The organism is Nocardioides panzhihuensis, from assembly GCF_013408335.1.
GTDB classification, from domain to species: domain Bacteria; phylum Actinomycetota; class Actinomycetes; order Propionibacteriales; family Nocardioidaceae; genus Nocardioides; species Nocardioides panzhihuensis.
The window spans coordinates 20,011-32,459 of sequence record NZ_JACBZR010000002.1 but is presented as its reverse complement, the minus strand read 5'-3'; the positions used below and the strand labels follow the sequence as shown (position 1 = coordinate 32,459).

At 68.7% G+C, this 12,449-nt stretch carries 17 protein-coding genes; 12 read left to right on the top strand and 5 right to left on the bottom strand.

What is annotated here, in order from left to right; genetic code table 11:
* Positions 1 to 159: 159 nt before the first annotated feature.
* The 4 genes from BJ988_RS29210 (at position 160) to BJ988_RS29195 (ending at position 2,893) form a co-directional block, all read left to right on the top strand.
* Entirely contained in the window at positions 160 to 1,263 is a 1,104-nt protein-coding gene (locus tag BJ988_RS29210; RefSeq protein WP_179661778.1) for a coiled-coil domain-containing protein, read from the top strand.
* Between the two features lie 85 nt (positions 1,264 to 1,348).
* A complete protein-coding gene (locus BJ988_RS29205) occupies positions 1,349 to 2,215 on the top strand; it encodes a hypothetical protein (protein ID WP_179661777.1) in 867 nt (288 codons plus the stop codon).
* 7 nt (positions 2,216 to 2,222) lie between these two features.
* Positions 2,223 to 2,693: a hypothetical protein gene (locus tag BJ988_RS29200; RefSeq protein WP_179661776.1), complete on the top strand. Its 471-nt coding sequence runs from the start codon at positions 2,223 to 2,225 to the stop codon at positions 2,691 to 2,693.
* Positions 2,690 to 2,893 (top strand): hypothetical protein, encoded by a 204-nt coding sequence (locus BJ988_RS29195; RefSeq protein WP_179661775.1) that lies wholly within the window; start codon positions 2,690 to 2,692, stop codon positions 2,891 to 2,893. The genes BJ988_RS29200 and BJ988_RS29195 overlap by 4 nt, the downstream gene beginning before the upstream one ends.
* Positions 2,894 to 2,966: 73 nt before the next feature.
* On the opposite strand, the gene BJ988_RS29190 is transcribed toward BJ988_RS29195, so the two are convergent.
* The 3 genes from BJ988_RS29190 to BJ988_RS29180 all read right to left on the bottom strand — a co-directional run bounded on the left by BJ988_RS29190 (position 2,967) and on the right by BJ988_RS29180 (position 5,384).
* Positions 2,967 to 3,317: a single-stranded DNA-binding protein gene (locus BJ988_RS29190; protein ID WP_179661774.1), complete on the bottom strand. Its 351-nt coding sequence runs from the start codon at positions 3,315 to 3,317 to the stop codon at positions 2,967 to 2,969.
* Between the two features lie 388 nt (positions 3,318 to 3,705).
* Entirely contained in the window at positions 3,706 to 4,422 is a 717-nt protein-coding gene (locus BJ988_RS29185) for a TetR/AcrR family transcriptional regulator (protein ID WP_179661773.1), read from the bottom strand.
* Between the two features lie 203 nt (positions 4,423 to 4,625).
* The gene (locus BJ988_RS29180) at positions 4,626 to 5,384 is read right to left on the bottom strand and encodes an HAD hydrolase-like protein (protein ID WP_179661772.1); all 759 of its coding nucleotides are present in this window, start codon (positions 5,382 to 5,384) and stop codon (positions 4,626 to 4,628) included.
* A gap of 75 nt (positions 5,385 to 5,459) precedes the next feature.
* On the opposite strand from BJ988_RS29180, the gene BJ988_RS29175 reads away from it, so the two are divergent.
* Positions 5,460 to 6,206: a helix-turn-helix domain-containing protein gene (locus tag BJ988_RS29175; RefSeq protein WP_179661771.1), complete on the top strand. Its 747-nt coding sequence runs from the start codon at positions 5,460 to 5,462 to the stop codon at positions 6,204 to 6,206.
* Positions 6,203 to 6,676 (top strand): NUDIX hydrolase, encoded by a 474-nt coding sequence (locus BJ988_RS29170; protein ID WP_343051852.1) that lies wholly within the window; start codon positions 6,203 to 6,205, stop codon positions 6,674 to 6,676. The genes BJ988_RS29175 and BJ988_RS29170 overlap by 4 nt, the downstream gene beginning before the upstream one ends.
* Here the strand turns inward: BJ988_RS29170 and BJ988_RS29165 are convergent.
* A complete protein-coding gene (locus BJ988_RS29165; RefSeq protein ID WP_179661769.1) occupies positions 6,658 to 7,233 on the bottom strand; it encodes an HD domain-containing protein in 576 nt (191 codons plus the stop codon). The two genes, BJ988_RS29170 and BJ988_RS29165, sit on opposite strands and share 19 nt — an antisense overlap.
* A gap of 360 nt (positions 7,234 to 7,593) precedes the next feature.
* Here BJ988_RS29165 and BJ988_RS29160 point away from each other — a divergent pair, with 360 nt between their 5' ends.
* Together BJ988_RS29160 and BJ988_RS29155 are read left to right on the top strand one after the other, a co-directional pair.
* Positions 7,594 to 7,938 (top strand): hypothetical protein, encoded by a 345-nt coding sequence (locus tag BJ988_RS29160; RefSeq protein ID WP_179661768.1) that lies wholly within the window; start codon positions 7,594 to 7,596, stop codon positions 7,936 to 7,938.
* Between the two features lie 5 nt (positions 7,939 to 7,943).
* The gene (locus tag BJ988_RS29155) at positions 7,944 to 8,339 is read left to right on the top strand and encodes a hypothetical protein (RefSeq protein WP_179661767.1); all 396 of its coding nucleotides are present in this window, start codon (positions 7,944 to 7,946) and stop codon (positions 8,337 to 8,339) included.
* 69 nt (positions 8,340 to 8,408) lie between these two features.
* Here BJ988_RS29155 and BJ988_RS29150 read toward each other — a convergent pair whose 3' ends face one another.
* Positions 8,409 to 8,567: a hypothetical protein gene (locus BJ988_RS29150; RefSeq protein ID WP_179661766.1), complete on the bottom strand. Its 159-nt coding sequence runs from the start codon at positions 8,565 to 8,567 to the stop codon at positions 8,409 to 8,411.
* Between the two features lie 579 nt (positions 8,568 to 9,146).
* Here BJ988_RS29150 and BJ988_RS29145 point away from each other — a divergent pair.
* The 4 genes from BJ988_RS29145 to BJ988_RS29130 all read left to right on the top strand — a co-directional run bounded on the left by BJ988_RS29145 (position 9,147) and on the right by BJ988_RS29130 (position 12,442).
* Positions 9,147 to 10,151, top strand: coding sequence for a DUF932 domain-containing protein (locus BJ988_RS29145; RefSeq protein ID WP_179661765.1), 1,005 nt, complete (start codon positions 9,147 to 9,149; stop codon positions 10,149 to 10,151).
* Between the two features lie 56 nt (positions 10,152 to 10,207).
* Positions 10,208 to 10,552 (top strand): hypothetical protein, encoded by a 345-nt coding sequence (locus BJ988_RS29140; protein ID WP_179661764.1) that lies wholly within the window; start codon positions 10,208 to 10,210, stop codon positions 10,550 to 10,552.
* Positions 10,549 to 10,698, top strand: coding sequence for a hypothetical protein (locus tag BJ988_RS29135; protein WP_179661763.1), 150 nt, complete (start codon positions 10,549 to 10,551; stop codon positions 10,696 to 10,698). The genes BJ988_RS29140 and BJ988_RS29135 overlap by 4 nt, the downstream gene beginning before the upstream one ends.
* A 655-nt stretch (positions 10,699 to 11,353) precedes the next feature.
* Positions 11,354 to 12,442: a calcium/sodium antiporter gene (locus BJ988_RS29130; RefSeq protein WP_159901085.1), complete on the top strand. Its 1,089-nt coding sequence runs from the start codon at positions 11,354 to 11,356 to the stop codon at positions 12,440 to 12,442.
* Positions 12,443 to 12,449: the final 7 nt, after the last annotated feature.

Sequence of the window (12,449 nt, the reverse complement as noted above, 5' to 3'; positions counted from 1 at the left end):
GCGTCTCGACGCCGCCGGCCTAGGGCCTCTCTCCTCCTCCTCCTCCCCCCCAGGCCGAAGCCGGGGGAGGGGGAGTCGCTTGTCGACTCTCAATATGCAATTAGGTATTCAGTTTAGTATTTAGTTCGGTTCGGTTATTTGGTGTGGTAGAGTGACCTTATGACCTCGACGCCAGCACCCACCGACCAGCAGACCTGCCGGTTCCCCGGCTGCGGCCGTCCGACCGCCCCGGCGCCCGAAGGGGCCGGGCGCCCTCCCGGCTTCTGTGACAACCCTGCGCACAACAAGGCCAGCGCGTGGAAGGAGCGCCAGCGGCTCAAGAACAGCGGCAGCGCCGAGCCGGTCGCGCCGGAGGAGCGCCCGGTCACCGGCGCCCGGCAGCGTGCCGCTGAGACCGCGGCCCAGGTGATCGGGATGGCCGAGCTGCTCATGGAGCAGATGCCCCGCATCGTCGAGGAGCTGCGGACCGCCGGCGACCTCGACGCCGCCGAGGCGCAGATCGAGACCGTGCAGACCGAGGCCGAGGAGCGCATCGCCTCCGCCAGCGCACGTGCCGTCCGCGCCGAGCAGGCTCAGCGCCGCGCCGAGACCGACCGCGAGGAGGCCGACGCGGCCGCGACCGAGGCCCTGGCCCAGGTCGAGCAGCTCCAGGCCGAGCTCGCTGACGTACGCACCGAGCTGGAGCAGCGCGGCACCGAACTGGAGCAGGCCTACGGCGCCAACGACAACCTACAGAGCGTGCTTGAGCAGGAGCGTGCTGAGGCCGAGAGCGCCAAGGCAGCGCTCGACCAGGAGATCTCCACCCTCAAGGCTCAGCTGGCCACCGCAGTGAGCGAGCGCGACCAGCGCACCAGCGACCTCGAGGCCGCCCGTACCCAGCGCGACGAAGCAGCTGGCCGCGCCGAGAGCGCCGCCAGGCAGGCACAGCAGGAGGAGCAGGCTGCACGTGAGGCGCGAGCCCAACTCGACATCACGCGCGCCCAGGTCGACCAGCTGCAGAGCCAGATCGCCGACCTACGCAGCGCCGAGGCCACCGCCCGGGCCGAGCGTGACGCGGCCAGGGCCGACATCGAGCGCGAGCGCCAGCACGCCACCGAGCGCATCGAGGACGTACGCTCCGGGCTGACCGAGCAGGTCAACCGGCTGCGCGCTGACCTCACCGAGCAGCGCGCCGAGGCGGCCGCCGCGGACAAGGCTCACCGCGAGGAGCTCGACGCGATCCGCGCCGAAAGCAGCAAGACTCGGAAAGCCACGAAGGACTGACTCTCGAACGACAGCGATTCCCGGCCCCGCAACACGACCGCGCGACCAGGGGAAACTGTCGGTCCCAACTTCTACGATTATCCCCATGGGGTATCCGTCGCTCACCGACATTCAGCTGAAGATCCTCGAGTACATTCACGGTCGGCCCGAGCAAGAGGCCGACTACAGCGACGTGGAGATCCACCTGGGCCCTGATCTCGTCGCAGACCTCGAGCACTTAGCGGACATCGGTCTCCTGCGGCGCGATAACCGCAGCGAGGGGTTCTATCACCTCCCAGTGAGCGGGCGGACCGAGGTCGACGCGCTGCTGAAGCGCCGCGAAGACCGCAGTTACCGACGAACCCAGTGTCGTGACGATCTGCTCGCCTGGCTCGACAAGACCACGGAGGCCGATGATGCGGGCACCCGTGTCTCGCTCGACAAGTTCGCCGGGGGCGCCGACGGCGTCGCGTTCACGGAGAAAGAGGTCGACCTGGCCGCCGACCACCTGGTGACCGAAGGCCTGATCAAGACCCTTGGAGGCTCCTGGGGTCGCAACCATCTGCTGGCGTACATCACCGGTGCGGGACAAGAGCGTCTCGACGAAGGAAACGGCGCAGCTGGGATCACTGAAGTTTCCCTGGCGCCCAGCGTCGTGCAGCACATCACCATCACCGGTGACGGGAACATCGTCACCTCAGCTGCGGGATCCCACAACGAGGTCCAGGCCAACATCGACGACTTCGATCTCGTGAAGGCGCAGAGCCACTCCGAGGCCATTCGAGAGGCGCTGCCGGCGCTGGAGGAACTCAAGGATGAGATCGTTCCGCTCCTGGATCAGATCCAGACCGACGACCGCAGCCTCGCCCAGAAGGCGACCTTCGGTCTCTACCAGCTCCTCACCGGAACCGGCACGGGTGCCCTGGGCGGTGCGCTGGCCCTTCCTCTCGCGCAGGCCCTCGGCCTCGCCTGAGGCTGAGATGGGATCCAGGTACCAGCTCGCGCTCGAGGAGGCGCGACGTAGCTACGACGCGCAGCTGGCGCAGCTCGAGAACCTTCGGAGCCGTGGCACCTGGACCGTCGCCGCCGGCGCTCTCGCCCTGTCAGTGATCGGGGTCGACACGAAGGGCGCGGGCTGCTGGTCCTATGCCTGGTCCATTCTCGCCTTCCTCTGCTTCGCCACCGTGGTCATCGGCACCGTGGTCATCGCGTGGCCGCAGAAGGTGTGGGCCGGCCAGAAGCCACATCTCCTCGTCCAGTGGGTCGAGCTCGACGACGCCTCGACCGATGACCAGATCCGTGATCTCGCGCTACATCTGGAGCAGCAGTCCGAGGCCAACGCCAAGGTCATCGACCGCCTCCAGAAGTGGCATGGGACGGTGCTCATCGCGCTCCTCGTGGAAGTTCCGTTCCTCCTCCTAGGAAAGCTCTGGGAGGGGGTGAACCAATGAGCGACGACAAGAAGGACTCGGCGTCGTCCGAGAAGCGGCCTCAGGACCAGCCGGCCGAGCGGCCGCGCCCTCAGCCACGTCTGGCCAACCCCGGACGGCTTGAGAACCGCTACGAGTCCCTCCCCGGCGAGCGCCGAGCATCCACACGGCGCCCGGTCCGACGAGTCACATTCGACAGCAGCAAGTCGGACAACGACTGACGCTAAAACTTCTGGGGGCCGCAGCTCCCATGGGGAAGCTGCGGCCCTCTCAAGTGAAGACATGTTCCGTTGCTCAGGCAGCCACCGCTGCCTTGACGGTCTCGCCCAGGTGGTCGACCACGACCGTGTCTCGCCAGCGGCGCTTCCCGTCGCCATCGGTCCAGGACTCGGTCTCGACATGGCCGACGACGACCACGCTCGATCCCTTCGACATCGACCCGAGCGCCTCGCCGCGACGGCGCCAGGCCTTCAGGTAGTAGCGGGTGGGCTCCCCATCGACCCACTGCTCACCGATGTCGGTCTCCTGCTTGGTGCGGTGGTTGACGAGCACGACCGCCTCGCACACGGAGGTTCCGGTGTTGGGGGTGTGGGTCAGCTCGGGGTCGGCCGCGAGCCGGCCTTCGAAGCACACGATGATCGGCATGATCTCTCACTCCTTACTGGTTGCGGCCCTACCGGGCACTTGGGTTGCCGGCAGTGACCTCACGGTCGCGAGCCGGGTCGTTCCTGGTCCTGTTGGCCACTCGGACCCCGTGCTCCCGATAGAGGCCGCCCATGCGGCCGGAGTGTTCGGGCAAGGGTCGCCGGAGGCGACATGTTCAGCCCTTGCCCGGTTCTCCGGCCGTGTCATCGTGGGTGCCTCGGGAGCACGGGATTCCACCTTCAGGTGGGGGAGTAGCTCGGTCGTCACCGTGAGGTGACGTCCTCGCCGGCGTACGCCGGCCTCCAGCCGTCCGCTGGTGCTTTGTGGTCGCCGAACCACCAGCCACGCCACCCGCGTGGCAGTGGCCCGGCGACCAGTCCTGGGGGTCTCAGAGCTCATCGAAGACTCCGATCAGAGGTGCGGCCTCCTCGGCGGCCGCGTCGACGCGGCCGGAGGAGATCCCGCACAGGCGTAGCCCGCTGCGGGCGATCTGGTCCGCGACCGGGGGAGTGACCTCGCGGCCGCCGACGCGCATCCGGACGACGACCTCGGCCAGCTGCAGCAGCATCGAGCCGAGGTTCAGCGTGCCGGGCTTGGCCGTCGGCGGAGGAGCGAACTCCACCAAGGCCTCCTCAGCCCGTGCCTGCGACCCAAGGCGCCCGTACGCCTCGCCCAGCTCACTGCGGCACGCCTGGTAGCGCCCGAAGTAGGGCATCTTCTGCACTTCGGGCAGGCGCGCGAGGACGCCGGCGTTGTGCGGTGCCCGGGCCAGGGTGCGCACGTCCAGGAGCAGCAGGAGGTACAGCAGCGCGGCCGGCGAGGCCGTGCCGTGAGGAGCGCCGAGCAGCTCGACCTTCTCGATCTTGTCGAGGGTCGGTCGCAGTGATCGCTCGAGGAGCTCCTCGACGATCGCGTCCTTGCCGGCGAAGTGATAATAGAGAGAGGCCTGCCGGATGCCGATCGTCTCGGCGATCTCGCGCGTCGACGTGTTCGCGACGCCCTTCGAGGCGAACAGCCGTGCGGCCACGTCGAGGATCTCGTCGCGCGGCGGGACCGCGGCTCCCTGGTGCCCCGTGTGGCGGGGGCGGCCCGGCCCGCCGCTCATGGGGCGTCCAGCGACGGGCCGCTGCTCAGACGAGCAGCGACACGCGAGTAACTGCCGGGAGTCGAGGGCATGGGTGTACTCGACCGCAGGTCAGGGGGACACTCCCACACCCTCTCCTGACCATTTAGGGACGTCTGAAACGTCCCAAACGTCCTCACATTTCCGAGAAACGCTCTCGGGCAGCTGCCGCCTGCGTGGCGCGGTCAGGCGGCGGCAAATCGTGCCAGATGCCGACGTAGCTCGATGGTGTCGCTCAGGTCCTGCATGACGACCGTAGCGCCGGCCCGGGTTAGCTCCTCAACCGTGTGCGCACCGGTCGCCACCGCGACCACGTGCGCTCCGCCGCGCCTACCCGCGTCGACGTCGCGGGGTGTGTCACCGATGAGCACCGTGTTGCGTCGGCCGAACTCACGGCGGTAGCGGTGTGCCGCCCGGCGCTGGGCGACCGGCACCAGGTGGGCACGGTCATCGGCGTCGGCGCCGTACGCGCCCACCGCTAAGTCGACGCCGTCGGCCAGGTCCAGGGCCGCCAGCTTCATCTCGGCGTTGGGCTGGATGTTCCCCGTCAGCACCGACTGCACCACGCCGGGGTCTGCTCCGAGCGCATCGATCGCGGGGCGCACGCCGGGGAGGACCGACCCGCGCAGCCGCATCGCCTCGTACCGCTCCGCGCCGGCCTGCTGGAGCGCATCGGCGACCTCGCGCCACGGGGGCGTCGGCAGCGCGTGGTCGGCGAACATCGTGTGCATGATCGCTCGATCCGTCCGGCCGCCGGTCCGTGCGGCGTGCCGTGGCTCGATCCCGCTCAGCGCGGCGAACGCCGCGGCGTAGGTCTCCTTGCTCACCCCAGCGTTCTCAACCAGCGTGTGGTCGACGTCCCACAGCACCAACAGCACGGGGGAGTGGACCAGCTCCTGCAGCCGGGTCTCCGCCGGCAGGGGAGTCTCGGAGATCAGGGACATGCCCACGACTCTACGCATCGGTCTCCGGCCGGTCGCGCGGGAAACGTCCCGCAAAGGTCCCGTAGGCTGGTCTCTATGAACGAGCGCCTCCGGGGAGCGCTGGCCCAGCAGCGGATCTCCGCTGCCGAGCTCGGCAAGCAGATCGGCGTCGACGAGAAGTCGGTGCAGCGCTGGATGAGCACCGGCCGGCGACCGCACGCGCGCAACCAGCGCGCTGCCGCCAGCGCGCTGGGCGTCTCCCCGGCCTACCTGTGGCCGGGATCGGAGCACCACGACACCTACGTAAGCCCTGGGTCCCGCTCCGAGATCGTCGCTACCTATCCCGACCGGGCCAGCGTGCCGCAGACCGTATGGCGCACGCTCCTTGAGCGCGCCGAGGAGCACATCGACGTGCTGGTCTTCTCCGGCACGTTCCTCGCTCAGTCCAACCCGCGACTGCCTGCCATGTTGGGCCGACGCGCCGCCGCGGGCGCCAAGGTCCGGTTGTGCTTCGGCGACCCCGACAGCGCCGCGGTGGCGCTGCGCGGCGAGGAAGAGGGCATCGGATCCGCACTGGGCGCGAAGATCCAAGCCAGCCTGAGCTACTTCACCGACCTCGCCCGCGCACCAGGCTGCGAGGTCCGTCTGCACGGCTGCGCCCTGTACGCCTCCATCTTCCGTTACGACTCAGATGCCATGATCAACCCGCACATCTGGGGCAGCCCGGCCAGCGCCAACCCACTGCTCCACATCCGTGACGCCGGAGAGGACTCCATGTTCGACAAGTACGCCGAGAGCTTCGAGAAGGTCTGGGACCGGGCCAAGCCATGGGGTGCTGCGTGAACACGCGCATCGAGCATTGGCGCAACCCCGACGCGCCCAAACCCAACTCGCTGGTGCCTGCCTCGAACCTCCTGGTCGTCAACGAGGCCGGCGACATCCTGCTCCAGCGCCGCCGCGACACGGGCCAGTGGGCGCTGCCCGGCGGCAAGCAGGAGTTCGGCGAGACGCCCAGCGCCTGCGCCATACGCGAGTGCGAGGAAGAGACCGGCATCCTCGCCGAGGTCACTGGCCTGCTCGGTGTCTACAGCGACCCCGACCACCTCATCGAGTACCTCAGCGACGGCGAGGTCCGCCAGGAGTACGAGGTCACCTTCCTCGGACGGCCCGTCGCGGGTGCTCCCACGGCCAACGACGAGGCCTCCGCCGTCCACTGGGTTCCGCCCGCCAAACTCGCCGACTACGACATCCACGCGACCATGCGCCGCCAGATCGAGGACTACCTCAACAAGCGCTACCCGTTTGCAGACTGAGCCACCCGCTCAGCTCGTACCTCAGCGCGTACGTGAGCGCGGTGTACGGCCTCACCAACAGCCCGCTCGGCCACCAGCCACGTGCGATGCACGACGCTGCCGGGCGCGTACCTGGTTCGGATCTCGGCGAGCCGCTCCTCCAACGTGAACCGTTCGCCTCCTGGGCCGGTGGTCATGTCCGCGGCCGCGAGCAGGTCGTCGAGGTCGCTGTCAGCGAACGCGAACTCGCCCAGTTCGGCCACCAGCCCGCGCTCGACCGACTCGAAGCGCGCGCCCGAGTGGTGCGCAACCAGGCCCACAACGGAGGCCGGCCACCCCTGGTCACGCAGCCAGCGGGCCCCGTCGAGCGGGTGAAAGCCCGTGGTGGCGATCTCGGGCGCGTACCCGACATCGTGCAGCCATGCCGCCGCGACGACGGCCGCGGCGTCGTCGGCGCGGACGCCGACGCTCAGCTCGAGCGCGCGACGAGCGACGCCCTGGACATGCCGCCACCGGCGGCCCAGGGGAGCGACGTAGTTCTCGGCGAGGGCGGCCGCATCCGCCACCAGATCATCCACGCCGATCACGGTAACCCGGCACCCAGTTCGCCTCACGGCCCAGCCCCATCCGCCTCGAGCCGCAGATCCCGGACACCTGCCGTCCTGATTAGGACCATCCCCAGCACCGCCGACTCTGACAGCCGCGCCACCCCGGTCAACCACCGCGCCCCTACGGGCCGCCGGCCTCCACTGAGAAGTTCGCTACGGCGCTGCGCTGCGCTCCGCTGATTTCCTCCGCGAACTTCTCAGCGCCGGCCGGTACCGGAAGTTGACCGGCCTGGCTCCATCGGCCGCCTTTTCTCACCGTGCACGGGGAAGGCCCAGAACGGCAGGCACCCAGAGCCAGCCACCCGCCCCAGTGCAGGAAGGGTCAAGCTGATGTCCGACTACACCATCGAGACCGCACCCCCGATCGTCGACGGGATGGTCCACCTGACCTATTACATCCGCGAGGACCAGCTGAGCTTCGTCTGGTCCGGCCGCATCACCGAGCCGATCCACGTCCAGCACGGCGGGTACGGCGAGGCCACCGTCGCGCTGATCAACCCCGAGCCCGACTATCCCGCCGGCGAGAAGTCGCCCGTCGAGCTCTTCGACTGGTTCCACAACCTCTGCGACCGGTGGAACATCGCCTGGGACGGCATCCCGGACGTCCCCACCGCCACCGGCGACTACGCCGGCGTCGAGCAGATCGTGCCCGGCGTCTTCATCGTGAGGATCTGATCCCCATGAGCCGCCGCTACTTCCACGTGGCGGCGGCCTCGGAGCTCCTCTTCGAGGCCGCAATCGCCTGCCCCGCCCACCCAGGCATCACCTTCGACGGCCTCGCCGTCGACCACACCTCGGCCGGTGACCAGGTCTTCGTCATCGTCTCCATCCACGACGGCGAACTCCGGGCCTACCTCGGACCCGACCACGACACCACCCAGCGCCGCGGGTCGCTGGTCGCCGCCGGCCTGATATCCAACCCGGACATCCGGCTCGAGGTACAGGAGGCGGCCGAAGTCCTCAGCTGGCTGACCGACTGCTGGGAAGTCGCGCGCGAATGCCTCGACACCGCCGCCGAGGCCGACGCGGATCTCGTGCTCGCACAGATCCCCCTCGAACGGATCAGCGCGGCCTGAGCCCGGACTGGGAGGAGAGCCGAGGGGGGCTCTCCTCCCAAGGGGCGCGCTGCCCTGATCGCGGCCGGGCTAGATCACCCCGAGAGCGAGTAGCACCTCGACCACCGCACACAGCGCAGTGACCGCAGCCGCACCAGCCGCGATCGCGGCCGCCGCAGCCTTGAGGATTCCCCACCGGCTCTCCGGCGGCTCGCCATCGCCGGGCGCTCGCGTGACCTCTTGGGTCATGATGGACCCACCTCTCCCTTCACCAGATGAGACGAGGTAACCGATGGCCTTCGGGATCCGACCCCGGAGGCCATCACCTCGTCAAAGACAGTCCGGCTGCCTTCGACGCGAGAGTCTCACGGAACCTGATCAGATTGTTTCCTCTGGGGAAACCTGAACTTTCTGGGTCACGGGCCGGGGCGAGAGCGGCCGACGGCCCGATGCGTGCGTTCCTCCGGATCGGAGAACGTACGACGCACAGACCGCCAAGGGCGTCGGAGCAAGGCACCCACCAGGGCCCGGCCTCCGGCCGGGGTGGAGCCGGCGTACGCCGGCACAGCCCTTGTCTTTTTCTCCCTCCCCGGGGCTCCGATTCTGACGGCCGCGCCGCTCCGGTCAACCACCGCGCCCTTCGGGCGCCGGTGCACCCGGACGGCGGTCGCTGCGCTCCCTTATTTCCTTACCGGGCCCACCGGTCCCGGTGGTTGACCTCCACGGCTCCACCGGCCGTCTGACTCTCCACTGCCCGGGGAGGGCGAAAAAAGGGTCGGCAACCCAGAAGCCACCCACCCTGTCCCGGCGCAGGAAGAGAGAGCGCTCATGGCTCACGAGATCGAGACCCACGGCCGACAGGCCGCCGCAGTCTTCGCCCGCGAAGACGCCTGGCACCGCCTCGGCACCACCCTCGAGGACGTCTTCACCGCCGAAGAGGCAATGACCATCGGTCACCTCGGCGGATGGAACGTCCGCAAGACCCCGCTGCAGGGCATCGACCTGGACGAGAACGGCGCGAACCTCGTCGACGTCCCCGACCGGTTCGCCACCGTCCGCACCAACCCGTTCACCGGCCAGGCCGAGGCCCTCGGGGTCGTCGGCACCTCCTACGCCGTCATCCAGAACGAGGAGCACGCCGAGACCCTCAACCAGCTGGTAGAGGACTCCGGAGCGATCTTCGACACCGCCGGATCGCTGCGCGGCGGCCGCCAGGTCTTCGTCTCGCTGCGACTGCCCGAGACCATGCGCGTCGGCGACTCCGACGAGATCCGCACCAACATCGTCGCCCTCAACGGCCACGACGGCACCCAGGCCTTCCGCCTGCTCGTGACCCCGGTCCGGGTCGTGTGCGCCAACACCCAGGCCGCCGCGATCGCCAACCACACCGCGAGCGTCTCCATCCGGCACACCACCAACGCGAGCATCCAGGTCGCGCGCATCCGCGACGCCCTCGGCCTCTCCTTCCGCTACATCGAGGCCTTCGAGACCGAGGCCGAGAAGATGATCCAGCAGACCATGACCGACGCCGCCTTCGCCGGCATCGTCGAGCAGCTCTACGGCACCCCCGACCCCCTCGGGTCGCGCCGCAGCCGCACCGCCGCCTACGAGCGCACACGCGAGCTCCAGCGCCTGTGGAGCGACGCCGACACCCAGGCCAACATCCGAGGCACCGCCTGGGCCGGCTACCAGGCGATCGCCGAGTACGTCGACCACTACGCCCCCGTGCGCGCCAAGCACGAGAAGGCCACCGCCCGGGCCGCGCGACTGCTCACCAGCGAGGAGCCGACCCGGCTCAAGGAACGCGCCTGGGACCTCTGCGCCGCCAGCTGACCCACCACCAGGGGGAGGGCCGCAAGGCCCTCCCCGCCCATCCCCTGGAGGACCCGATGAGCACCATCACCACCGAGGCCGCCGAGCCGCAGTGGATCCACGTCGCCAGCGCCGACCGATACCTCGAAACCGGTCCCGTCTACCTGGCCGAGGCCCGCCGCGACGGCACCCACTTCAACGCCTGCATCACGCCGGGCAACAGCACCACCGTGCACGCGCCCGGCTATCAGCTCGAGGTCGCCAGCAACACCGGACCCAGCTGGTCGACCCACGCCGAGACCCTCGCCGAGGCCCAAGGCGACTTCGCCGCCTACCTCCGCGCCGACCCCGACGACGTCGACGACTCCGCCGACGCGTCCAACAACGAGAACACCAACACCACCAAGGAGACCAACCGATGAGCACGATCGCCACCACCCGCAACCGCACCCCGCTCGCAGGAGCCTTCGACGAGATCCGAGGCCTCAACCTCGGACTCCTGCACCCGGCCAGCGGCCCGCTGGCCCGCATCGACTGCACCAACGGCGGCATCTCCGCAGCCCTTTAGAAGTTCCCGCGAACATTGACGGTTCTGCGACGAACCTGAGCATGCGCAACCTCGTCGACGCGGCGCGAACACTCGGGTTCGACGAGGTGGTGGAAGCGTACGTACCGGATACGGAGCGGTCACCGGGAAGCTCTCCGGACGGGCCATCCGGGACGGTTGCGAAGTGATGAGCATGCTGGCCTGCTGGTTGACCGTTGCGGGTTCCCGCTGCGGTCATTCCATGCGTGGGTATGCGACGCCGGCAGCGCCGCGTTGGTCGACGTACCTCGAGGCGAGGATGGCTGGGCTACGAGTGGTCGATTGACCCGGGCGACGCGGTGGCGTGGATTGCAACTTGGCTCACGTCCATTTGACATGCGCGGTAGGATTCGCGTGATTTGCTACGCATTGGAAGTGAGTTCAACGCTGGGCCATCATCATTCCGGCCTGCATCTCCGCCCCAGTGTTCCGCCTCGACCGATCGACGTCGGGAGGACCTTCCGAGACCGTCAGGAGCAGTGTCGATGTCCTTTTCGATCCGGCCAGTCAGGCAGCGCCAGTTGCCTGCGAGGATGGCAGTACTCATCGGCACCCGGACAGAGCTTGCCGCGCCGCTGATCGCGGACCGCCATTGCCTATCAGCGGCCGGGCGCGCTCAGAGTCTTGCTCTCAGCCTGTGAGCGCAGTCGACGTCGCTCTTGTGGCGATCGGGCTGGTCATCTTGGTCGGTGGCGGTGAGCTTCTGGTGAGGGGGGCATCGGATCTCGCGGCTCGTGTCGGCCTCTCCTCGCTGGTCATCGGGTTGACGGTGGTGGCCTTCTCCACGTCGTCGCCAGAGATGGCCGTCACTGTCGGCGCGGTCTTGGAAGGGCAACCCGACTTGGCGGTCGGCAACGTTGTGGGCAGCAACATCGTGAACGTCCTACTGATCCTGGGTGCCTCCGCGCTGCTCCTACCGTTGACGGTGCGCGCACAGTTGATTCGTCTGGACGTGCCGGTGATGGTCGGGGTGTCAATGTGCTTGTTGCTGCTGTCGCTGGACGGCCGCCTGAGCCTTGCTGACGGGTTCTTTCTGGTCACGGTGATAGTCGTCTACACCGCGGTGTCGGTCGTTGTGGGGCGACGCAGTGCGCCGTATGTCCGCGAGTCAACAGTGGGCGAGAAGGAACGACCGGTGTGGCTGCTCCTCCTGGCGGTGCTCGGCGGGGTGGCGCTGTTGGTCGTCGGAGCGCAGCTGCTGGTCGAGGGTGCGGTCGGCATCGCTGAGGGGTTTGGGGTGAGTGGCCTGGTGGTCGGGCTCACGGTGGTTGCGGTAGGTACCTCGCTCCCTGAGCTGGCGACGTCCCTCATTGCTGTTCGACGCGGTGAGCGCGACCTGGCGGTCGGCAACATCGTCGGCAGCAACATCTTCAACATCGCTGCTGTGCTGGGCGTCGCCGCCTTGGTGGCCGATGACGGGGTACCGGTCGCAGACGCGGCCGTGGCCCTCGACATCCCGCTCATGATCGCCGCAGCGGTCGCGCTGCTGCCCGTGGCTTTCACCGGGATGGCCATCGCCCGTTGGGAGGGCGCGCTGTTCGTCGGGTTGTACGCCGCGTTCACCGCTTACGTGGTGCTGGCAGCCACCGAGCACGACGCGCTCGGGGGCTTCACGGCCATGATGATCTGGTTCACCTTGCCGTTGGTCGCGATCACCTTGGTCGTCCTCGGGGCCTACGAGATTGGTCGGCGTCGCGCGGCTCGCGAGCCGCTGGCGCCGTCCTGAGGCTCCG

Bases quoted from the DNA above. Each gene is read 5' to 3' on its own strand.
- BJ988_RS29210 (WP_179661778.1), top strand. From the start codon at position 160: ATGACCTCGACGCCAGCACCCACCGACCAGCAGACCTGCCGGTTCCCC.
- BJ988_RS29205 (WP_179661777.1), top strand. From the start codon at position 1,349: ATGGGGTATCCGTCGCTCACCGACATTCAGCTGAAGATCCTCGAGTAC.
- BJ988_RS29200 (WP_179661776.1), top strand. From the start codon at position 2,223: ATGGGATCCAGGTACCAGCTCGCGCTCGAGGAGGCGCGACGTAGCTAC.
- BJ988_RS29195 (WP_179661775.1), top strand. From the start codon at position 2,690: ATGAGCGACGACAAGAAGGACTCGGCGTCGTCCGAGAAGCGGCCTCAG.
- BJ988_RS29190 (WP_179661774.1), bottom strand. From the start codon at position 3,317: ATGCCGATCATCGTGTGCTTCGAAGGCCGGCTCGCGGCCGACCCCGAG.
- BJ988_RS29185 (WP_179661773.1), bottom strand. From the start codon at position 4,422: ATGAGCGGCGGGCCGGGCCGCCCCCGCCACACGGGGCACCAGGGAGCC.
- BJ988_RS29180 (WP_179661772.1), bottom strand. From the start codon at position 5,384: ATGTCCCTGATCTCCGAGACTCCCCTGCCGGCGGAGACCCGGCTGCAG.
- BJ988_RS29175 (WP_179661771.1), top strand. From the start codon at position 5,460: ATGAACGAGCGCCTCCGGGGAGCGCTGGCCCAGCAGCGGATCTCCGCT.
- BJ988_RS29160 (WP_179661768.1), top strand. From the start codon at position 7,594: ATGTCCGACTACACCATCGAGACCGCACCCCCGATCGTCGACGGGATG.
- BJ988_RS29155 (WP_179661767.1), top strand. From the start codon at position 7,944: ATGAGCCGCCGCTACTTCCACGTGGCGGCGGCCTCGGAGCTCCTCTTC.
- BJ988_RS29150 (WP_179661766.1), bottom strand. From the start codon at position 8,567: ATGACCCAAGAGGTCACGCGAGCGCCCGGCGATGGCGAGCCGCCGGAG.
- BJ988_RS29145 (WP_179661765.1), top strand. From the start codon at position 9,147: ATGGCTCACGAGATCGAGACCCACGGCCGACAGGCCGCCGCAGTCTTC.
- BJ988_RS29140 (WP_179661764.1), top strand. From the start codon at position 10,208: ATGAGCACCATCACCACCGAGGCCGCCGAGCCGCAGTGGATCCACGTC.
- BJ988_RS29135 (WP_179661763.1), top strand. From the start codon at position 10,549: ATGAGCACGATCGCCACCACCCGCAACCGCACCCCGCTCGCAGGAGCC.